The 21,649-nt window shown below is 43.6% G+C and carries 21 protein-coding genes; 10 read left to right on the forward strand and 11 right to left on the reverse strand.

What is annotated here, in order from left to right; genetic code table 11:
• Window positions 1-365 precede the first annotated feature (365 nt).
• The 3 genes from BCU07_RS13120 (at window position 366) to BCU07_RS13130 (ending at window position 3,071) form a co-directional block, all read left to right on the forward strand.
• Window positions 366-1,340 (forward strand): porin, encoded by a 975-nt coding sequence (locus BCU07_RS13120; RefSeq protein ID WP_017064330.1) that lies wholly within the window; start codon window positions 366-368, stop codon window positions 1,338-1,340.
• A gap of 154 nt (window positions 1,341-1,494) precedes the next feature.
• The gene (locus tag BCU07_RS13125) at window positions 1,495-2,385 is read left to right on the forward strand and encodes a DMT family transporter (RefSeq protein ID WP_017062738.1); all 891 of its coding nucleotides are present in this window, start codon (window positions 1,495-1,497) and stop codon (window positions 2,383-2,385) included.
• A gap of 68 nt (window positions 2,386-2,453) precedes the next feature.
• A complete protein-coding gene (locus tag BCU07_RS13130) occupies window positions 2,454-3,071 on the forward strand; it encodes a glutaredoxin domain-containing protein (protein WP_102427991.1) in 618 nt (205 codons plus the stop codon).
• 153 nt (window positions 3,072-3,224) lie between these two features.
• Here BCU07_RS13130 and BCU07_RS13135 read toward each other — a convergent pair whose 3' ends face one another.
• The 3 genes from BCU07_RS13135 to BCU07_RS13145 all read right to left on the reverse strand — a co-directional run bounded on the left by BCU07_RS13135 (window position 3,225) and on the right by BCU07_RS13145 (window position 5,301).
• Entirely contained in the window at window positions 3,225-3,359 is a 135-nt protein-coding gene (locus tag BCU07_RS13135) for a hypothetical protein (RefSeq protein WP_010431176.1), read from the reverse strand.
• Window positions 3,360-3,644: 285 nt separating this feature from the next.
• Window positions 3,645-3,995, reverse strand: coding sequence for a hypothetical protein (locus BCU07_RS13140; RefSeq protein ID WP_017057980.1), 351 nt, complete (start codon window positions 3,993-3,995; stop codon window positions 3,645-3,647).
• A gap of 100 nt (window positions 3,996-4,095) precedes the next feature.
• The gene (locus BCU07_RS13145) at window positions 4,096-5,301 is read right to left on the reverse strand and encodes a multidrug effflux MFS transporter (RefSeq protein WP_102427990.1); all 1,206 of its coding nucleotides are present in this window, start codon (window positions 5,299-5,301) and stop codon (window positions 4,096-4,098) included.
• 108 nt (window positions 5,302-5,409) lie between these two features.
• Here BCU07_RS13145 and BCU07_RS13150 point away from each other — a divergent pair, with 108 nt between their 5' ends.
• Both BCU07_RS13150 and BCU07_RS13155 read left to right on the forward strand, forming a co-directional pair.
• Window positions 5,410-6,306: a LysR family transcriptional regulator gene (locus BCU07_RS13150; RefSeq protein WP_102427989.1), complete on the forward strand. Its 897-nt coding sequence runs from the start codon at window positions 5,410-5,412 to the stop codon at window positions 6,304-6,306.
• Between the two features lie 142 nt (window positions 6,307-6,448).
• Window positions 6,449-8,293, forward strand: coding sequence for a putative bifunctional diguanylate cyclase/phosphodiesterase (locus tag BCU07_RS13155; RefSeq protein ID WP_065583705.1), 1,845 nt, complete (start codon window positions 6,449-6,451; stop codon window positions 8,291-8,293).
• A 106-nt stretch (window positions 8,294-8,399) separates the two neighbouring features.
• Here BCU07_RS13155 and BCU07_RS13160 read toward each other — a convergent pair whose 3' ends face one another.
• The 3 genes from BCU07_RS13160 to BCU07_RS13170 all read right to left on the reverse strand — a co-directional run bounded on the left by BCU07_RS13160 (window position 8,400) and on the right by BCU07_RS13170 (window position 11,064).
• Window positions 8,400-9,710 (reverse strand): peptidoglycan DD-metalloendopeptidase family protein, encoded by a 1,311-nt coding sequence (locus BCU07_RS13160; protein WP_029235892.1) that lies wholly within the window; start codon window positions 9,708-9,710, stop codon window positions 8,400-8,402.
• Window positions 9,711-9,986: 276 nt separating this feature from the next.
• Window positions 9,987-10,286: an isoamylase early set domain-containing protein gene (locus BCU07_RS13165; RefSeq protein WP_009845720.1), complete on the reverse strand. Its 300-nt coding sequence runs from the start codon at window positions 10,284-10,286 to the stop codon at window positions 9,987-9,989.
• A gap of 124 nt (window positions 10,287-10,410) precedes the next feature.
• Window positions 10,411-11,064, reverse strand: a complete 654-nt coding sequence (locus tag BCU07_RS13170) for a hypothetical protein (protein ID WP_102427988.1) — start codon at window positions 11,062-11,064, stop codon at window positions 10,411-10,413.
• Window positions 11,065-11,096: 32 nt separating this feature from the next.
• On the opposite strand from BCU07_RS13170, the gene BCU07_RS13175 reads away from it, so the two are divergent.
• The 4 genes from BCU07_RS13175 to BCU07_RS13190 all read left to right on the forward strand — a co-directional run bounded on the left by BCU07_RS13175 (window position 11,097) and on the right by BCU07_RS13190 (window position 16,335).
• The gene (locus tag BCU07_RS13175; RefSeq protein ID WP_170926836.1) at window positions 11,097-11,579 is read left to right on the forward strand and encodes a GFA family protein; all 483 of its coding nucleotides are present in this window, start codon (window positions 11,097-11,099) and stop codon (window positions 11,577-11,579) included.
• A gap of 175 nt (window positions 11,580-11,754) precedes the next feature.
• The gene (locus tag BCU07_RS13180; RefSeq protein WP_102427987.1) at window positions 11,755-12,429 is read left to right on the forward strand and encodes a YoaK family protein; all 675 of its coding nucleotides are present in this window, start codon (window positions 11,755-11,757) and stop codon (window positions 12,427-12,429) included.
• Window positions 12,430-12,657: 228 nt separating this feature from the next.
• A complete protein-coding gene (locus tag BCU07_RS13185) occupies window positions 12,658-14,028 on the forward strand; it encodes a YjiH family protein (RefSeq protein WP_017067418.1) in 1,371 nt (456 codons plus the stop codon).
• 435 nt (window positions 14,029-14,463) lie between these two features.
• Window positions 14,464-16,335 (forward strand): methyl-accepting chemotaxis protein, encoded by a 1,872-nt coding sequence (locus BCU07_RS13190; protein ID WP_017062748.1) that lies wholly within the window; start codon window positions 14,464-14,466, stop codon window positions 16,333-16,335.
• Window positions 16,336-16,463: 128 nt separating this feature from the next.
• Here BCU07_RS13190 and BCU07_RS13195 read toward each other — a convergent pair whose 3' ends face one another.
• Window positions 16,464-17,870, reverse strand: coding sequence for an alpha-amylase family glycosyl hydrolase (locus BCU07_RS13195; RefSeq protein WP_017062749.1), 1,407 nt, complete (start codon window positions 17,868-17,870; stop codon window positions 16,464-16,466).
• 283 nt (window positions 17,871-18,153) lie between these two features.
• Window positions 18,154-18,435, reverse strand: coding sequence for a peptidylprolyl isomerase PpiC (ppiC, locus tag BCU07_RS13200; RefSeq protein WP_258185064.1), 282 nt, complete (start codon window positions 18,433-18,435; stop codon window positions 18,154-18,156).
• 281 nt (window positions 18,436-18,716) lie between these two features.
• On the opposite strand from ppiC, the gene BCU07_RS13205 reads away from it, so the two are divergent.
• The gene (locus BCU07_RS13205) at window positions 18,717-19,631 is read left to right on the forward strand and encodes a chemotaxis protein (RefSeq protein WP_017062751.1); all 915 of its coding nucleotides are present in this window, start codon (window positions 18,717-18,719) and stop codon (window positions 19,629-19,631) included.
• Between the two features lie 94 nt (window positions 19,632-19,725).
• Here the strand turns inward: BCU07_RS13205 and BCU07_RS13210 are convergent, their stop codons facing one another.
• The 3 genes from BCU07_RS13210 to hutX all read right to left on the reverse strand — a co-directional run bounded on the left by BCU07_RS13210 (window position 19,726) and on the right by hutX (window position 21,607).
• Window positions 19,726-20,286: an ATP:cob(I)alamin adenosyltransferase gene (locus tag BCU07_RS13210; protein WP_048610703.1), complete on the reverse strand. Its 561-nt coding sequence runs from the start codon at window positions 20,284-20,286 to the stop codon at window positions 19,726-19,728.
• Window positions 20,287-20,399: 113 nt separating this feature from the next.
• Complete coding sequence (gene hutZ / locus BCU07_RS13215; RefSeq protein ID WP_004731858.1) at window positions 20,400-20,930, reverse strand: heme utilization protein HutZ; 531 nt, start codon at window positions 20,928-20,930, stop codon at window positions 20,400-20,402.
• Window positions 20,931-21,085: 155 nt separating this feature from the next.
• Window positions 21,086-21,607, reverse strand: a complete 522-nt coding sequence (gene hutX / locus BCU07_RS13220) for a heme utilization cystosolic carrier protein HutX (RefSeq protein ID WP_016784265.1) — start codon at window positions 21,605-21,607, stop codon at window positions 21,086-21,088.
• Window positions 21,608-21,649: the final 42 nt, after the last annotated feature.

Genomic DNA, 21,649 nt, shown 5'->3' on the forward strand with positions numbered 1-21,649 from the left:
TCCATCTTGTTGAGCAAAATCTATTCTCTTCTAAGTTTTTGCATCATAGAGGATATCTTAATCAGTACAAACAGTTAATAAGATGAACAAGCTCTGACTTTCCCATAATACTCACGCATATCATCACTTCCCCTAAATAAAAGCTTGTGAAAGTCTGCACTTAAGAACCGATAAGTTATATAACCATTCACAAACCACTCAGTCTATTGAAATGAAAGTGCAATAAAATCAACACTTAAAAAGTTCCCTATTCACGAAAATGTAATTTTATAGAAATGAAAGCTTAATTTAGCTGCTCTAAATTAGCTTCATATCGAAACGGAGAGCACATTGCTCACGGATTTTAAAATACAAGGTAAGTGATTATGAAAAAGGCAGTTCTAGCTTCTGCAGTGGTAGCAGCACTAGTTTCAGGTTCTTCTCTAGCAGCAACAGTTTACAGTTCTGATGGTACAGAACTTAAAATTGGCGGTCGTGCGGAGGCTCGTTTCAACGTATCTGACAACAACGAAAGCGCATCTGACAGTTCTTTCAAAGACAAGTCACGAGCTCGTGTGAATATTTCAGGTAAATCTGAACTTTCTGACGGTTTATATGGATTCGGTAAGTATGAAGCAGAGTTCACTAGCGCATCAACAACAGAGTTCGAAGACGGAAGTGGCAATACTGTAAAAATTGAAAATGAATCTCTTACCAATCGCTACTACTACGCAGGTTTAGGAACCAAATTCGGTGAGTTCTCATACGGTAAGCAAGATTCTTCACAGGTAATGCTGACTGACATTACAGATACAATGGCAACATTTGGTGCAGATGCTGCTGATGCCGTTGATGGCAACAAAGATAAGCGTGAGAATAACTTCCTTTACTCTGGCGAGTTTGACGCGTTGACGGTACAAGCTAACTACATCGCTGCAAATGAAAAAGATGCAGATAGTTTTGGCCTTGCTGCTATGTATAACCTAGGCGCTTTTGACCTTGGTGCGGGTTATGTTTCTCAAAAGAATGGTAACTTCGATGACGATCAAATCAACCTTGTAGCTCAATTTTCTATGGATGCGTTTACGGTTGGTGGTCTATACACAATGGCTTCAGTTGCAGATAAAGATTACACAGGCTACGAGCTTTCAGCTATCTTCAAAGCAACTAAACAGCTATCACTAATTGGCGTATACAACTACGGCGAGTTCGATAAAGCGGCTGACGAAGAAGCAAATAACTTTGCTATTGAAGCGGTGTACAAGTTTAACGGCCACATTCGCACATATGCTGGTTACAAGTTTGAACAGCGAGACAATAAAGATGACCAACTACAAGCGGGCATCCGTTACGACTTCTAATCTAAATCGACTTTAGATACAGACTAAAAGGTTGGGCAATAGCTCAACCTTTTTTCATATTCAAATATTCTGACTGACTTCATCAATGCTTTTTCTGGTTAAGTGGTGCTAAATCCGTATCATAGGTGTACCACATCAAATAATTAGAAGCATCATGTCACAACACCATCCGATCCAAGGCGCTAGCTGGATGCTAACCGCAGGCCTAGCCTTTGCCGTTATTAACAGCCTAACTCAAATTGCTAGCATTCATTTCGGACTTACTTCTACCACCGTTGCCGTCATTCAATACGCCATCGCGTTGTTCGCTATTCTTCCTTATCTGAAAACGCTGGGCATTCGTCGCGCACTAAAAACCGACAACCTCAAATTGCACGTATTCCGTGTCTTCTTGTCTGTTATTGGTATTCAACTTTGGATATGGGCACTGGCTTACCCAGTACCAATTTGGCAAGGCATTGCCCTTCTCATGACATCGCCATTGTTTGCAACCATTGGTTCAGGGCTTTTCTTAAAAGAGAAAGTTGGGGCTGCTCGCTGGGGCGCGACCTTAGCAGGCTTCGTGGGTGCGATGGTGATTCTAGAGCCGTGGGCTGAAGATTTTAACTGGGCAACGTTATTACCAGTCGGTGCCGCTTTCTTCTGGGCATGCTACTCACTGATGGTGAAAAAACTCTCTTCGCAAGACAGTCCTTCAACCATGGTGGTCTATCTTCTACTATTAATCACACCATTTAACATCCTGCTTGCTGCGCCAGATTGGCAAACGCCAAGCGGCGGTACAATCTGGGCTATATTGATTGTTATCGGTGTTATGACGGCACTCGCTCAATGGGCGATAGTAAAAGCCTACTCGGTCGCTGATGCTTCGTTTGTGCAACCTTTTGACCACGCCAAATTACCGCTAAATGTTTTAGCAGGTTGGATTGTATTTAGTTGGGTTCCACCGGGTCGTTTATGGCTAGGGGCTGCTATTATTATTGCGTCAGTTGCATTTATAACGCACTGGGAAACTAAAAAACCTTCAAAAGTGAAGAAAGTTTAAGGTTGGTGAAATAAATAGTTCGACAGTCCGTTCTATATGGATAAGAGAATTCAAACGAGGCCGTAACCATGAAGAAACCAGTCAAGATTACACTATACCGTTGGGCAGGCAGTTGGGGTCCATTTAAAGTTAATATCCCATGTGGGGAATGTACCCTTACCAAAGACATTATTAAGGATACTTTTGAGAATGAGTTATCAGATGTCGATGTCGAACTGGAAGTGAAAGATTGGTTGTCTCACTGGTGGGAGCCTCTAAAACTTGGCTCTTGGCACGCCCCAATCCTTGTTGTTGAAGGCAAGGTTGTCAGCCAAGGTGAAGCGCTTAATCGCGGTGTGTTAATCCAATCCGTGATCAAAGAGTGGACCAAACGAGACAGCTTAAAAGGCAACATCGTTTATGGTAAGGCGACCTGCCCATTCTGTGTTAAAGCAAAGAAAATGTTGGATGAAGCGGGTGTTGAATACCAATACCACGATGTCGTAAAAGATAGCGCCGCTTTGTACCGTATGATTCCAGAGGTAAAAGCACACATTGGTGAGAAAACACCGGTCACCGTCCCGCAGATCTGGCTTGATGGTAAGTACATCGGTGGTGCCGATAACTTAGAAGCGTGGATGAAAGAGAATGGCTTAGATAGCATCCCTAATAATGTGGTCGACTTATCCAATCAATCTGCTGGCTGAGTTCATTAAAAGCCATTAGTCAGAAGCTTAATTAGTGTTTTTTGTGTCCATCCACAACAAAACAAAGCGATAACTTTCACCAATCGCTAAAACGAAAAAGGCCTTAAACTTCATCGAGTTTAAGGCCTTTTAAAATTCCGTTTTTGAAAATGCTTATTTAGCCATTTTCTTCATCATTCGCTTAAAGAACGATGGTTTCTTTGGCTTTGAAGTGCCGTACAATGCTTCGTGCATCATGTTTTTTGCTGCCATTTGACCAAGGTATGCGTGGCCTAGTTCGTAATTCATGCTTATCTCCGCACATAATCAACTTTCTTTAGCGCGGATTTTACACTTAAAACGCCCAAAAACAAGATCTAAATCACACTTTAATGCAATATTAAGCATCCATTTGCAATTAGCCTAATTTTGTCTCTGTGCTAATCAGCATTGTTTTTGTATATCAATGAGTTAACCTAAATTCTGGTTTGAGCTTAATGCTCCATTCCTAATAACAACCCAAGACATTGATTTAGACACTGATAAAAAAAGCAGCTCAATAGAGCTGCTTTCTAAAATGCTTTACTGAGAAACCTAGCTGCGCTTTGGCTGTCTGTAAGTTTTACCGGCAATTTGGTATGTGTCTTTTTGCTTCAATTCAAACATCGTTTCAAAGAACCAAGCTGCAAATTTGATTAAGTCATCGCCTTCATTCATAACATGTTCGATGTACTCTTGCTCTTCGCCTTGTTCATTTTCTTGAAGCGTCACGTGGTAAATACGCTTTTCGCCTTCCACTTCAGCAAGTGCAAATTGACCAGTCAGTGATGCAGCAGCCTCAGCGACTTCTGTATCCTCATTGGATTTCAATAGCTCAAGCGCTTGAGGCAGGCCATCTAGTGCGCAGATAGCTTTTACCAGTACTTCAAATTCATTTTGCTGCATTTTGTTTTTACCTATTCAATGGACCGAAGCATTGTAGAAAACCATCAGCACAAATACAACGTATTAACGATGGTGCGTTGAACGATAGTGAATTTGGCATTTAGCTATATTCCACTTCAACAGTATCGCCTTTCTTGTTCATTTTGGTTGAAGACCAAAGCACTCCGCCCATGGCTGCACCAATAATGAGGTAGAACACGCCTAATTGAAGATGAGTCGTGACCCAACTCTCTACAAGATACCCACCCAATAAACCCGCTAAACACATCTGAATTGAACCAGACAATGCCGACACTGCTCCCGCTTGTTTCTTATGAGGTTCTAATAACATGCTGATTGATAATGGGAACGAGATGCCTTGTGCTATCGCCAACCAAGTAAACGCCCAAACTAAGTTAAAGATGGATAACTCATGAGTAAGAAGCCAAGTTCCCGATGCCAAGATAATCAAAATAGCTAGGCTCATCAGTTGGGGCGTACTAAACCTACGATTGAGTAAGTTTAAAGCCACGCTACCTATCAGTAAGCCTGCCGAAGGGACAATCATCAATGAACCATACTCAGCGGCGGTCAGCCCCAATTGCTCTTGCATTAAGAATGGAAACAGCGATAAAGATACCAAACTCGCCATGTAGCTCATCCAGTTGTAACTGGCACTGGTCAACACTTGGCGATTGGTCAACAAGCGTCCGTAGTTCTTCACCACTTGGCACGCATCAAAGCGGCTCTTTCCGTATGGCAAAGTTTCATGCAGAACAAAGTAACCCAGTGTGAATATCGCTAGTAGATACAATAAAACGAACAGGAACACCGCCTGCCAACCGAGGTGAAATGAAATCCAACCACCGAATACCGGCGCAATGATCGGCATGATCGAAGCGGTGATAGAGATATAAGACAACGCTTTGGTAAGCTGTGAACCATCATAGCTGTCACGAAGCACACTTCGCCCAAGAACCGAGGCACTACCCGCCCCTAAACCTTGCAGCAAGCGACCAACTTCTAGCGCCGTCATATTGTCAGAAAACACAACACAAACGACTGTACCAATCAAATAAACACCCTGACCTAACAAGAAGATAGGTCTTCTTCCCACCGCATCGGACATCGGTCCGTAAAATAGCTGAGACAAGCCAAAACCCACCAGAAACAGCGTGACGAGAAGCTGTACATCTACTTGAGTAGCACTTAAATCAGAAGCAATTAACGGTAATGCTGGCAAGTAGATGCTCACACCCACCTGCCCCGTAGCAATAATCATCATTGCTAAGAGTAACGGTGTTTTTTTAAAGGTCGATTGGCTCAAAAAATTCCCTATTCGTTTGATATTTGTTCATTAGACGAGTTTACATTCAAAACCAATAATTGATAATTAGCTAAATTGGAATTTTATTAAGTCCCAACAGGAAATAATATGGATTGGATTCTTAACGTAAAAAGCTACGTCAGAGTAGTCGAAGAAGGCAGCTTCAATGGTGCTGCTCGAAAGCTGAACACCACCAGCTCGGCGATCAGTAAAAGAGTGAACTGGTTAGAAGAGCGCATCGGCACCCAACTGTTAAAGCGAACGACTCGCTCGATTAGCCAAACCGAAGCAGGTGCGCTCTTTTACCTGCGAGCCAAGGATCAGCTCGACAATTGGCAGTCCATTATTGATGAGACTCGCTCGGTTAACCAAACCCCAGCAGGCCTATTAAAGATTGGCGCTACGATTGCTGTTGGCTCTAAGTTTCTGGTGCAATACATGGACGACTTCTTAGAAAAGTACCCTGATATTAAGGTACAACTCATCACCACTACGCCCGGTCAATTACCCGAGCTTGGCTTGGACTTGGTAATCAGTCGTGAACTAGAACAACTCAACTCATTAAGCTTCAAGAAAACACCGCTGTTTGAACACAGAGCTAGCTTTTATGCCGCACCAAGTTACTTGGCTAAACATGGTTATCCCATCAACGAGCAAGACTTAGAGCAGCACAACTCCTTAATATGGGGAGAGCGTCCTATTCGTGAAGTCACACTCACCAAAGGGCAGCGAATAACGTTAAACGGTAACTTTGCGACCACCAATCCAGAGGCTTTGTTTCATGCTGCGAAGCGAGGAATGGGCGTACTGTTAACCATCAAAGCGATGATCAAAGAGGATCTAAAGCAAGGGACATTAGTTCCAGTATTGCCAAATATTACCGCCGACGAAGTGATGGTTTACGCGTACTACCCTAAGCTTGATTACTCGCACACGCGAACCAAGCTCTTTTTGGACCATCTGAAAGACAGGCTAGACAAAGAGCGTAGCACGCAAGCTCTGTGAAATAAGTCACGTTTTAATTTGAAAAGTTATACAACACGGTCAATAATAAACTTGACGCATATGGATTATACAAGTTCGCACATATACAAGATAATACGTATACCGCTTACACAGTGAATCTGGTTAACTAGGGGTGGTGGCTATGACTCAACATACGCACAATAGCATGATAGACACAGAGCGCATTGGCCGTTTGCTGAAATTGGAAGGTATCGACCTTTTAGAGTCAGCTGTGCTTACTTTACATCAGACCTTTGATACTCAATACACTAGCATCATTGAGAAGAAGTACTTCCCTGACCAAACCGTTCCTTTGGTGATCGCCCATTCTGATCATGTATTACATGACAAAATCAATGCGCGCCATGGTCACATCTACCAACAAGCCGTCAATCAAAGACACCCAGATTGCTCATTTGCTCAGTACATCGTCCAGTCATTGCCAACATCGGCATTTAGGCAGGAAATCACCTCACAAAACTCCATCGCGATCCCGACTCGAACTCAAAGTGGCGAAGTGATGGGCGTGCTGTTTTCAACGTTCACCTCGCCTCTTAGCCCTGATCAGCAACAAGACGTGGTAAAGCACCATCAATTGTTCGCCGACATCATCATCCACACCTTGCGTGAAATGTGGTTTAACGATCGTTCCGAACAACTTGTAAATCAGCTTAGTTATGAGGTGTCACACGACAGCCTAACCGGGTTACTCAACCGAAGCTGTTTATCAGATACCTTAGAGTCGATTACTCAACAGAGCGTCACTCCGTTTACATTGGCTTTACTCGATATCAATAGCTTCAAAGCCATTAATGACATGCACGGCAATTATATTGGCGATAAAGTACTTCAATTTGTCGCAGAAACCTTGCGGAGAACCTTACCCGAAAGCAACCTGACTTTTCGGACTGCTGGCAACGAGTTCGCCTTCATCACCTACCATTCTGATCCGATAGCCGTGTGCGAACAAATACTGGCCAAAATTAAGCAGGGCTACAGTAGCGTTGATATCAAGATAGATTTCGACGTCAGCATCGGTATTGCCAGTTCGGATGGAGACAACAAAGACGTTGAGCAAATCATCTTCAATACCAGCTTGGCGCTTAAAGAGTGTAAACACAGCCAAGATACTCATATTCAATGTTATGACACTCACTTAAGAGTTCGTTACCAAAGAAAAACCGAGCTAGTCGCAGCGCTACGAAGTGAGCTGGAAAACCCAATTTCACAAAGCTATATCCCCGACAGCAATGGAATGTACGTAGTGGTACAGCCGATTGTGGGTCAAGGTGAAACGCAATGGGAATATTTCGAGGTACTGACTCGCTGGAAAACCGCCAGACATGGAGACATCTCACCCGTAGAGTTTATTCAAGTGGCAGAAGAGTCAGGGCTGATTGTCGAATTAGGTGAACGCATTATTGAATTGGTGTGCCGCGCTAAAACCACACTAGAGCAAGGCTTGGGCTACAAGGTTAAACTTGGAATCAACTGCTCTGCGCACGAGCTTACTGATTCGAAACGTTATATATCCTACCTGACTCGAACCATTGAACAGCACCATTTTAAGGCGAATGAGTTTGTTATCGAGTTAACCGAAACCGTTCTGTTATCGCCAACACAAGAGACAAAATCCGCGCTTAACTTTCTGAGAGGACAAGGCTTCACGATTGCACTCGACGACTTTGGTACAGGCTACTCCAGTTTGAACTACATCCACAGCTACCCTATCGATTGCATTAAAATTGATGCGACCTTTATTCGAGACTTGTTAACTAGTTCGACCTCAGAGAGCGTAGTATGGCTGATTGTTCAACTGGCCCATAGACTCGATGTATCTTTGGTTGCGGAAGGTGTTGAGAAGCGTGAGCAATTAGAAAAGCTGCACGCGATGGGATGTGACAAGATCCAAGGTTACCTCTACTCACCTCCAATGCGACCTGAAGCTATCGTTAGCTATGTCGCGCACTCAGAGCCTTTAGTTTAAACCCTTACCGAACCTTCTATTGAGAACTAAAAAGCCGCAAGAGCATCACTTAACACTGACTGTGCTTTGTGATGCTCTTGCGGCTTTAAAACAGTTTAATGGCTAGCTACTTACTAGCATTATTAACCATTGCTAGATTGCGCGTTTCTAACGCTGCCTTCAATAGCTTGTCGGCTTCATCTCTCGCGGCTGTGAATGTCGCTTTTTCCTTTTTAGGCACAGAATCGGCCATTGGGATATTCGCTTTCATCGCATCAACAGGGCGACCACGTTCGATCAGTTCATAGTGCAAGTGAGCACCTGTCACTCGACCCGTTTTACCCGATAGGCCAATACGTTGACCACGAGATACCGTTTGTCCTTTACGAACAAGGATCTTGCTTAAGTGCAAGTAGCGCGTTTTATAAGTGCTACCGTGTTGAATCACCACATAGTTACCCGCATAAGGGTGTTTACGCGTCATGATCACTTTGCCATCACCCGTTGCTTGAACAGGTGTGCCAATTGGTGTCGCGAAATCCGTACCGTTGTGCGGTGAGATTCGGCCAGTCACAGGGTGTAGACGTTTAGGGTTAAATTGAGAACTCTGACGCCAGCTACTGCTCACTGGGTAACGTTGGAAAGCACGTTGAAGGCTATCGCCATTAGCATCGTAATATTGTCCGTCGGTGTGTAAGTATGCTGACACAACGCGGTTACGATTCATGATCTTAATTGCTTCAATTTCACGTTTTCCGGTTGCAACACCATCAACATATTGCGCTTTTTGAAGCACTTCAAACTGATCGCCAGCACGTAGGTCGCGGCTGAAGTTCAGCTTGTCTTTAAGAAGAGTCACAATATGGTCAATCTCAAGGCTGTTCAGGCCAGCTTTATTCGCCGACATTGAGAAGCTGCCATGAATATCACCCACGAGAGGTTTTTGCTTCCATTCACCAGGAATAGAGATGTCTTCGAATTCGTAGCTGCCGTCATCAAGTAATCGGTAAACCACTTTGTCCGCGACGCTAAATTGAAGTTCCATTTTAGAAAGGTCGCCGGTCGCTTCATCACGCCAAAAGCGTAATGTATTACCCGGACGAAGCGTATCTAAAGCAAGGAAGTTCAAATCAGTTTCCATCACGCTCATCATCGATTTGTAAGAAAATCCAAGCTGAGTGAAGATGCTACTCAAGTTATCGCCAGATTGAATTTGGTACTCAAACGTTGGCGGTTCGATAACAGTAACAGAAGAAGGTGACAGAATTGACTCAATCACGGTTGAGTCGGGCAAATCAAGATCGATCGTTTTCGTCAGATCCGATTGTGACGATTGCAAAGCAACACCAATCGCAGCAATAAGTGGCAGTCCCAAAATAGCTACTTTTTTTACAGGTGAAAGCTCAGCAAACGGAGAGGGAAATATTTTTGAATACACGGTAAACAGGTCTTTCTACGATATAAAGGCATAGGATATGCTTTTCAAACGCATAAATCATCAATGCATTGTCATAATATGATGTGAATCTTCCCAACTTAGCCTAAGTCATTGAGTTGCCGTAGATGAAGAGCCACTAGATAAGAAATAAAATTAACCGCTAAATTTAAAAATAAAAAAGCAGAAACGGCTAGTTTCTGCTTTCTATTGGTTGACGTTATTCCGTTTCGAATAATTAATAAACGAAGCGAATTAGTCGCTGGTTTTAAGAAAAGATTATGCGTTTACCGTCGACACTAGGCAGTTGTCTTCACCAAATTCATTTGGGATGTAACGATCGGCATTCGCATCGTTCACCCATTGTTGGTCATCAACTAGGTAGCGGAATTGAAACTCGCCATCTTTAGGTAGGCGAGTTTTAAACTTGTAAACCTTACCTTTGGCCAGTTTTTTCATTGGGGTGGCTTTCCAATCAAGAAAGTCAGCAACGATGGATACAGAGTTCGCTTCTTGAGCTTCTAGCTCGAAGGTCACTTCAACTTCATCTTTCGTCTTAAAAAAACGTTTATTAATCATTCGCAAGCTCCATTTGTAATAATAAGCGGACACAAAGCTAACTGTGTCTAAATTTCATTCATCTAACTAAGATAATATGTAATTTGGCTCACATAAACAACAGATCCTTACATTCACGAAAACGTTATTGCTTACCAATTGATTGCGTATCAAAAGAAAAACTCATTAACACCTTTTCAGAAGGGGGTTCTGCAAATGATTGTTCCGCAGAATGCTGAGTAAAGCCGATAAAACCTTCCCCAGTAAGTTTATTCTGTGATTGCGAACCTGGCTGCTGAGCTACCTCCAATGTCTGAATTTGTATACGATCACCCAGTAAAAGTTGGTCGACTAACACCACACGGCTTCGTTGCTGGTCATGCTTAAACAGGCCTAGATAATAGAAAACACCGCTGCCTTGGTTAGATATCCACATCGGCGCGACAAAGAAACTCGCCTTGCCCAACGTGGCGGCTGAAAGATTATTAGTGTCTACCATTACCACACCGCGCTCAACACCTGAGTCATAGCGTCCAAACGCGATGGCTCTAGGCTCATCAACTTCATTGATAAAAGCGTAGGCGTTAGTCTCAGGAACTTTAATTGTCCATGGATTGGTCGTCTTCAAATCAAAAACGGTTTCTACGACTGGGTCATAACTCACTTGAGAAGAAGGAAACTTCGCCAAGATCTCTTCATCACTTAAGCTAAAGCGATAAATACCCGCTACTATCACCACAACCAGCATGACAATTGGAATCAGTAGAATCAGAGGGATAGGTAAGATTTTCTTTTTCATGGGCAATTATATTCTTTTGTTTTCATCCAGTTGTGCAGACCATAAAGGGCTTTAGTATAATTATCAATACAGGGTTAACCAGAAGTGGAGCATGGATGGATATCAATCATATTAAAGATAGAAATATCAGAAGTTGCGAATGCCGCTGTGGAGCAGTCAACCTAGTATGCCGAGGTGAACCTCAACGTACATCTGTCTGCCATTGCTATGAGTGTCAGAAACGCACCGGAAGTGTGTTCGGCGTCCAGGCTCGGTTCCCAATAGAACAAGTTACACTCAGCGGTGAAGTGACCTCTTTTTCACGCATCAGCGATACGGGTAATGAAGTCACCTATCAGTTTTGTCCCAAGTGTGGCACCACCATGCTTTTGCAGTCGGTTGCCGCCGCTGATTTTTATATCGTCCCGCTCGGATTATTTAAAGAGCAAGACTTCCCACTGCCGAGCTTTTCGGTTTATGAAGAACGCAAACACGGTTGGGTTAAGTTCGACCACCAAATGAGCCATTACAACTAGTTCGTCATTGAGCGTTATCTTTATCTCGTTATTGACCGTTATCTTTATATAGCAACAGTATTAAAACAAACTGCAATACTGTTGCCTAAGATCAAATATCAACGCTTCACAGCGCTAGCGTATCTTTTGTCTAGCGTTATAATCTTGCTCCTCTATTTAACCCAGGGTGAACCACATGATTTCTAAGTTACCTCGCTGGGTTGAATACGGCGCCCTTTTGTTAGCTGGTCTTGCTGGCAGTGTTAATGCTATCGGCTTACTTGGCTTCCAACATCAAGCTATCTCCCATATCTCCGGCACCATGTCTTTGCTAGGCAGTAGCCTGCTTACACCGACCTCGGCTTCCGTTCACCTCCTATTGGTGATCATGAGCTTCATGTTAGGTGCGGCGTTCAGCGGGTTCTTTATTGAAAACCAAGCATTGAAGTTAGGACGCCGTTACGGTGTTGCACTATGTATTGAGGGTGGATTGCTGTTTTTGGCGCTGTGGACACTGTTGCAAGGCTATACTTCAGGTCAGTATTTCGCTTCAGCCGCGTGTGGTTTGCAGAACGCGATGATCACCACTTACAGCGGGGCAATCATTCGAACAACACACATGAGCGGGATCATTACCGATCTTGGGATCATGATTGGCGCTCGCTTAAAGGGGATGCCTTTTGACTGCCGTAAAGCCAAACTGCTAATTTTCATTGTGGTTGGCTTCCTGTTTGGCGGCTTAATTGGCGCTTGTCTGTTCCAACGCTTCGAAATCTTGGCATTGGCTTTCCCTGCCTCTTTTGCTTTCATTATTGCGTTTAGCTACTGGTTATACTTGACCTATCGAACTGAAACCCCAGTCAATTTATAAATATCTGGCAATATAACCTCAAACTACGTAACATCCGCAACACTTTATTCTAAACTCTTAATACGTTGCAGAATAACCAGTATGAATATTTAGCTATATTTGATGAATAGTATTGCAAGCGATATTAATACTGGGTAATCTTGCACCCAATGAGAAAATACGGACGTTTAGTGAATAAAAATGCCAAGGATGTGGCTTTTTTACGTGTAGAAATTCGAGAACAATAACATGTCTAACAACAAGAATACTGCTCAAACAGAGAAATCTAAAGGCAGTTTCTGGGTTTTCTTAATCCCATCATTGATTGGTTTATTCCTTTTCATGGCGCCAATCAGCTATCAAGGTGATCTAACCATCCCTGTAGCTATCTTAGCCAAATCAATTCAAGCGGTTTTCGGTGAATATCTAGTTCCTATCATCACTGCGATCGTTGCTTTCATGTCTGTAGCTTCAGTTTTAAGCACCATTTTTAAGCCTACATTCATTACATCAAATTCATTTTTAAACGGCCTTTTCAACCCATCTCCACTGTGGTTGCTGGTTCGTTTAATTGGTGGTGCTGCAGCCGTTATGGCTTTCTTCCAAGTTGGGCCTGAGGTTATTTGGGAAGAAAATACTGGTGGTCTGGTTCTAGAAGGCCTGCTTCCGACACTGTTCTCAGTATTCATCTTTGCTGGTTTGCTACTTCCGCTTCTACTTAACTTTGGTCTACTAGAGCTGTTTGGCACGCTACTAAGTAAAATCATGCGTCCAATCTTCAACCTACCAGGCCGCAGTGCTATTGACTGTATGGCTTCTTGGTTGGGTGACGGCAGTGTTGGTATCCTGCTTACAAGCAAACAGTACGAGAAGAAATTCTACACTCAGCGTGAAGCTGCGGTTGTTGGTACGACTTTCTCAGCAGTATCTATCACATTCAGTCTTGTGGTTATTGCTCAGGTAGAACTAGAGCACCTGTTCCTACCTTTCTACGCAGCAATCTGTTTAGCGGGTATTGTGGCAGCGGTGATCATCCCTCGCCTTCCACCACTAAGCATGAAGAAAGATACTTTCATTGATGGCAGCAAGCCGCACAAAGACGCTGACGCGATCCCAGCAGGTCACTCAACGTTCTCTTGGGGTCTTGAGCTAGCGGTAAATAAAGCATCTCAAGTAAAGTCGGCTAAATCTGTATTTGGCGAAGGCGTTCGTAACGCCGTAGATATGGTATTTGGCGTACTGCCTGTTGTTATGGGTTTAGGTACAATGGCACTGGTTATTGCGGAATACACGTCTGTGTTCTCAATCCTAGGTCAGCCTTTCATTCCATTCCTAGAGCTACTTGGTGTTCCTGAAGCGGTTGCAGCATCTGAAACGATTGTTGTTGGTTTTGCGGACATGTTTATCCCAGCAATCCTTGCGGCTTCTATCGACAACGAGATGACTCGCTTTGTTATTGCAGCAATGTCGGTAACTCAGCTGATCTACATGTCTGAGGTGGGCGCTCTACTTCTAGGCAGTAAGATTCCAGTGAACATCTTAGAACTGTTTATTATCTTTATTCTACGTACGTTAATTACGCTTCCAGTTATCGCTGGTGTAGCGCATCTAATATTCTAAATTAGATACTACTTATGTAACTCAATAAAGATTCAGTTTATAAAGCCTCACTTTTGTGGGGCTTTTTATTTGCGAAAATATATACACAGTATTATTTGGAGTTCAATTAATTTATAAGCTCTGCATGTCATTTGATTTCATATCATTTGTTCACCCCGCCTCTTTTTAATAGAAAACTGAACGCATAACTATCAAATTAATACATTCTTAATTCCTCCTTAAACTCCGTCTAGCCCCATTTCCCAACTCATTGAACCAAATACTAAAAGCAACAAATATGCGCTTTAGTGAATTTTGCATTGTTTAGGTTGTTGTATTTTTGTAGTCTATTTTGTGAAATTACATTCAAGTAAAATCCAATCTAGTCGATATATATAATTACAAAAACACGATTAACTTTAGTCTTCGCAAAGCCTGTGAGAAGGGGAAAACTCAATGAAATTTAGCCATAAGGTGGTTGCTGCATCATCAGCCTTGCTGCTAGTGACAGTATCATTGCTTTCAATACAACAACTTTACACTGTAAGAAGTGCAGTAGAAAACCACGTCAATGCGAGCCTGAAAGAGATGGTCTCAGGCGTGAAAAATACCGTCGTATCGGAGATGAACGCCAAGAAAGCGTTGGCTCAATCGACGACTGAAGTCATCGAGATCAACCCTGAAGATCGCGCTTACGTTAAAGAAATCTTAGAAAAGCCAAAGCTTAAAAACAGCTTCCTAGCGGTTGGTTTTGGTTATGAAGCAAACGGTTTCGTTATTGAAAATGATGATGGTTGGGATGCCGGTCCAGACTACGACCCACGAATTCGTCCTTGGTACATTGATGCTAAATCCAAAAACAGTTTAGTTGTTACCGCTCCTTATGTGGATGCATCAAGTAAGAAAGTCATCATATCAGTAGGTACTCCAGTTAAAGACAACGGCCGCTTTACTGCGGGTATGTTCTACGACCTAGAATTGACGAACCTTGCTACCTTGGTCAACCAAGTGAACTTGTTTGATGCGGGTTACCTGTTCCTAGTAACAGCCGACGGCACCACGATTGCTCACCCAAATGCGAAAAACAACGGTGAAACGCTATCAAGCTACATGCCACAAGCGACTATTCGTGAAGGCTCTCAAGAAATTGAAGTCGACGGCAAAATGTTCCTAGTTAATTTCACCCACATCCCTAGTGAAGATTGGTATATAGGTGCAATCCTCGATGAAGAGATCGCGTTCCAAACCGTTGAAGAATTGAAGAACAGCTCAATGATCTACTCGTTGATTGCAGTTATTCTCAGCATCATTGCACTGACTGTTCTGATTCGTGTGTTAATGCGTCCACTGGATGCGCTTAACCAAGCCATTCAAGATGTGGCGAGCGGTCAAGGTGATTTAACTAAGCGCCTAGATACCAACACAGACCAAGAGTTCTCTGACCTAGCGAAAGGTTTCAACACCTTTACTGAAAACCTGCAAAATCAGATCATTCAATCGAAAGCGATTGGTGTTGAAATTAAGCGTGGTACTGAAATCACGGTTAAAGGTGCAGGCGAATCAGCGAAAGCGATGAATACCCAACTGGAAGAGCTTGAACAGTTAGCGACTGCAATGAACGAGATGGCGGTTACTGCAACTGAAGTTGCAAACAATGCTCAAGGCGCAGCAGCGGCAGCCCGTGAAGCAGACGAAGCAACGCTAGACGGCACATCTGTCGTAAGTGACACCACTCAAGCGATTGATAACCTTTCAGCACGTATCGACCAAGCGGTTGCCGAAGTACAAGTACTTGAATCAGCAACAGCCAACATCGAAACAATTCTAAAAGTAATCAACGATATTGCAGACCAAACCAACCTACTGGCATTGAATGCGGCTATTGAAGCGGCGCGTGCTGGTGAATCAGGCCGTGGTTTCGCAGTCGTTGCCGATGAAGTTCGTACTCTGGCACAACGTACTCAAGAATCAACTACGGAAATCCGCAACATGATCGAGCAGCTCCAAGCGGGTGCAAGCTCAGTATCGAACGCGATGAACCAAAGTAAAGACACAGCCACTGACGCCGTTGAACGCGCTCAGCAAGCGAACTCTTCACTTGACCGTATCCGTGACGCGATTCAACGCATCTCAGATATGAACATCCAGATTGCTTCAGCGGCAGAAGAGCAGAGCTTAGTAGCGGAAGAGATCAATAACAACACTGTTAAGATCAAAGACCTTTCAACACAAGTATCAACAGCGGCCCAAGAAGCGAATACCGCAATGCAGCAGCAAACTGACAATGTTCGCCAACAAGACGAGCTATTGAATAAGTTTACGGTTTAACCAAGGTTTGGCTCAGTTGCCGTTTGGCTGAGTCGCCATTTGGTTTAGTTACCGAGCAATAGCTTAAAATAAAAAGCCCCGATTACTGATTGCCAGTAAGCGGGGCTTCTCTTTCTAGTCTATCCAAGTTAACTCGTGACAGGCTTCAATTCATTCGTCGTTAACATCATACATTGGTTCGATTCCACCTTGATGGTTAAATCCTTACCAACACATTCAAACACATCATCCGACAGTAAATCGGTTACCGCACCAGTCCAATTTAATGAGGCTGTTTTGCTTCGCTTCGACTTGTTGATCACCACAATGCCTTTATCGCCACGGACAAACACCAACAAATCATCATTCGCTTCAACCACACGCATCGCTTCGCCATGAACATGGTTATGGAATTGAATCATGCTTTTCATGTAAGGCGCTTGCCAGTCGTTAAGCCAACGAGGCTGACCGCTCTTGTCCAGAATACCGCTGGTGCTCAGTTCACTGTAAACAAGCGGCACACCGCCGTCTCGACCAAGAATGAAAGCATGAGCCAATCGCTCATCCACTTCATCCATCACATGCTCCAAAAACACCTCGTTATTGGGAATATCATGAGTGACCGCAAACGTGATCGCTCGCATATTCGACAGAGCCTGACCAAAACAGTATGGGTTAATCAAAGACTTAAAGCTGCCCTGCTCTTCAAATGCTTTGAAGATGGTGTTGAACAACGGGAAATCGTAAGCGCCTAAGCGAGTGTGTTTAAGATAAGGCTCAAGGAACAGCTCATACTCTTCTTCTGTCGCGCCGCCATCGGTAATGATCTCACCGAAGATGTGCATTTCTTCGCAGATGTCATCCGTCCACACCTTGCGTAGGTGTGCCAGTGTCATATGCTTTGCCGCATCAATGCGAAATCCTTTCACACCAATCTCTTTCAGTGCTTTTAGGTAGGCTCTTTGTTGTGCCACCACATTATCGTTATCGAGTAGCGTTGGCAGGCCAGGATCGCTGGCGCCACCGGTAATACGCCCGTTTTGCACTTCCCACGTGTCTTTCCAGTTCTTGATACCAAACGCTTCCACGAAGTCGTTCTCATCAAAAAGAGGCTCAGAAAGGTCACCAAACAAACGTATGGATTCATAATAGTCAGCATCTTTTTGATAAGACGCCATGTCTTGCTGATTGGGATACGTTAGATCACCGCGGATACCCGATTCGTTGGCCATGTGGTTAAACACCACATCCACATAAGTACGAAGCCCATGTCGCTTTAACGTGTCGACCATCGCTTTAAAATCTTGTGTGTCACCCAACTGATTATCGATCACACGATAGTCTTGGGGCTGATAGCGTTGCCACCATTGAGTACCAGAATTTCGATCGCAACCTTTAGGGCCGCGCAGCGATTTCATCGCCGGTGATACTAAAACAGATTTATAACCCAACTCTTGGATCAGTGGGGCGTTCTTCATTACGTCAGCGTAGCACCAGTCAAAGGCATGCAATATGACATCTGTCGCTGGTTTGCTTAACATAGCTGAACTCTCCATGTTGTTCTCCTACCAAACTCGTTTACAGCTTTTTAGAAAAGGCAAAGGCTAAAAGGCAAAGCTGCAATAAATTTCCTCAAGAATGGCATTTATTATATGAGTTACTCATTAAAAACCCTCCTCCTCCTACCAATTACTCACGGTGGATGGTTGAGGGCGTAGCACCAATTATCGCATAACGTCTGGGATGAACACTCAACCGTAGTGCTTTAAAACGCGCACAAAAGTCACAAAAAAGGAGCGTATATACGCTCCTTTTATTCAATCTAACACATATTTATAACTAAGTTCTGTAAAGAACCTTCACGACGTGCCAGCCAAATTTTGTTTTCACAAGGTGTGGTACAAGCGTCTCGCCAGAGAAACAAACCTTATCAAACTGAGGCACCATTTGACCTTTTTTGAACTCACCTAGGTCGCCGCCCTTTTTACCAGATGGACAGGTTGAATGTTTCTTCGCTAGCGTTTGAAATTTAGCGCCCTTTTTAAGCTGCGTCATGATGTCTTCTGCTAGTTCTTTATGCTTCACCAAAATATGAAGCGCTGCTGCTGTTCTTGCCATGATAATTCTCAGTTTGTTGCTGCCAGTTTACTTACGACGATTACTTAGAACATCGCGAATGAACTGACTGTTGTAAATCTGTTTGCCGCTAACGGCTTATCGACATAAATTCATCGACAGCCAGCGTTTAGCGTGATTTTAACCCAAGAACCGCTATTCTTCACTCTATAACCGAAAACAACTGCCTTAAAGGCCATTAAAAACCGCATCGCGACTTGCTGCGGCTTCCATTTCCCTTTAAATTAATCCTTATAAATTAAGCGCGTATTAAGTAGGAGCCACTTATGGCCAAACCGATCAGTAAAGCGAGTCAGTCACAGGGAATGTTGATGTTCAAGTTGTCCCTCACTCAAAGTTTTGCGATTGGCACGCTTAAGGTCAGAGAAATCGTCCCTTTTCAGCCGATGACTCAGATCCCCTACTCCCATCATCACGTGATTGGTACAGTGACTATCCGCGACCTTACAGTTCCTGTGATTGATATGTCCGCTGCGATTGGCTTCCGTCCGATAACACCCGCTGAATACCAAGATTGTGTACTCATCGTTACTGACTGTTTGAGAACAGTTGTGGCGTTCTTGGTTCGTTCAATTGATAAAATCATTGAATGCGACTGGAAGAGCATTGAATCTCCACCCACCAGTGTGGGTCGCAATGTGTTTGTAACGGGTATTACACGTTTTGAAGACCGTATTGTGCAAATGCTCGATGTGGAACTGCTGCTTTCTAAGATCTACCCAGCTTATGAGAATGCTCATATCCCGATGCTGACCGATGTAGAAAGGGAACGCCTCAAAGCATTGAACATCTTATTAGTGGATGACTCTTTGATTGCACGTAAACAGTTATCTGATGCCTTAGACAGCATCAACATCCCTTACAGCATATGTAACAACGGCTTAGATGCCATCGACCTAATGCGACGCCAAGCCAGCGCTGGCAATGCCATTGATCTTCTGGTGAGTGATATCGAGATGCCGGGATTAGATGGTTATGAGCTTGCATTTGAAGTGCAAAACGACAGCGCTTTAAGTCACGCTTACTGTATTTTGCATACCTCACTGTCCAGTGAGATCTGTGTCGACCGTGCTAATCAGGTGGGGGCGCATGAAGCGCTTGAGAAGTTCAACGCGGGTGAATTAATCGAAGCTATGCTACGCGGCGCAAAAGTCTTAAACGGCGCCTCTACGGCTGCTTAGGCTCTGTTATAGAAGCTAAACCTGGCATAGTGCTCAATGGTTTAGCTTCTTAGTCTCTTCTTTCTTCAAATCTTAATAAGAATAGAGCTAACCGTTAGTCTTTGTTTTCTGGCATAGACTTTTTCGGCATAGAGTAGCTCTTACTCACAAATTCCACTTCCTCGACTTCATTCACATGATTGGTAAAAGAGGCCAATGCATAGAGAGTGTTCGCGACTAGGTTGGCGTATTTAAAAAGAATCGGGTCTGGCGACTTTTTGCTTTCATGATGTTCAATACTCACCAAAGCTCGCACAACTTTCTTAGCCTGACAACGACACAAGTGAAGTTCACTAGACACTCGGTGTCCACCGGGTAAGACAAAGCCTTTAAACCCCCCTTCTAACTGCTCACGGATACGATGATAATCTTGCTTGAGCTCGACCAATTCAGACTCGGTGATGGCAAGCTTACCGCGCACAGAGCCATTCAAATGGTAGATGTTTGGCTGCAAGCGTTGCAGGATCTCACGAACCTGAGGCTCTAGCTCTAAAGACAACACCAATCCAACTCGGCAACAAAGTTCATCCGACAAAATCTCAAAATCACAGATAGGACTGTCTTCATAAATAAACGGGTAACAGAACTCGTCCCAATCTCGACTTACTGGTTTCACGTACCGATCCTTACATATAAATAGTCATCAAACGCCAATATACCAAACTCTTTGATTTAGACATAAAAAAGCCCTCACATTGGAGGGCTCCTAAAGAAATCGATTAAACGAGATTACTCGTTAGATACTTTTTTGTGACCTTCTTGTAGGTGAACGAAATCCACCAGATCGTCGCCTGACACTTGGTATGCCTGACCAAAGCCTTTAACGAACAGGCCGTTCTCAGCTTTAAGGTTAAACAGAGAGAAGTCTTGAAGTTGGCTCAAACCATCAATGATTTCACCAAAACGCTCTTGCATCTGGCCAATCACTTGAGTCCAAAGTTCCGTTTCACGCTCCACAACACTTGCTTGAGCATCAAACGTTAAACGTTTACGTGCGTAAAGTTGCTTCGAGCTCTCTTCGTCTTCAATCATCATCAAAGAGACCTGAGGGTTCGCTTTCAAGTTGCGAGCATGACGAGCAATATCAGAAATTAGAACAAAGTAACCTTCTTGGTTCTGAACGAAAGGTGCGTAACTTACGTTCGGGCGACCTTCTTCATCAACCGTTGCAAGTTGAAGGGTACGGCGCTCTTGGCGAAACTCTTTAATTTCTGGACCTAGGCGACCTTGTAGACGTTCTTGTTTTACTTGCTGTTCCATGGGTAATTCCTTTCTTCACTTTCTCTGATTTATTATTTTTGCCCAAGGTTGAGCGATCATTAGCGAACTAAACGATCCTCGAGCATTGATGTCTTGTTTAAGCCAGTTGGCAACCCTATGTAAGATTGCTGCTGATTATTTACTGTAAATTGAACTTAAGCTTGTTCTTTTAGCGCTTTGAAGCGTTCTACTTGGTCGGCAATAAGCTCACGCTTTTCGTTGCGGCCTAGGTAAATCTTAAAAATGTTCTCACCGGTTTCACTGAAGAAGCCGAAGTAATGACTTTCACGACCCATGAACGCCTTGCTCACCAAACCGATATGTTTAACGTTATCAAGTTTAAGGTGACCATGAAGCTCGCCCTCTTTGCCCATTAGGTTGTAGTAACCACGCGCTACCTTACCTTTCGGGAATGGCGCTTTAACTTCAAAGATAGAACCAAATGAATGCACGATAGTGGTCACAGGGCCCCAACCCACTAATCCTTCTAGAATCTCTTGAGCACGGCTGCCATCTAGCATTACCGCCATGTCGTTTGGAAAAGCAGCAACCACTTCAACCTCTGAAACACCTAGCTTCTCAGCAATTGCTGTTGGCAGTAGTTTTGGCTCTTCTTCTAAAATTAGAGCTACGCGTTGTTCTAGAGTTTCTGTCATTTCTAATGTTGTATCTGTCATTGAATATGTTCCGTATAAACGAGTAAGTTATAAACTAAAAAT

Origin of the sequence: Vibrio sp. 10N.261.54.E10 (assembly GCF_002877735.2) — a bacterium.
GTDB classification, from domain to species: Bacteria; Pseudomonadota; Gammaproteobacteria; order Enterobacterales; family Vibrionaceae; genus Vibrio; species Vibrio crassostreae_C.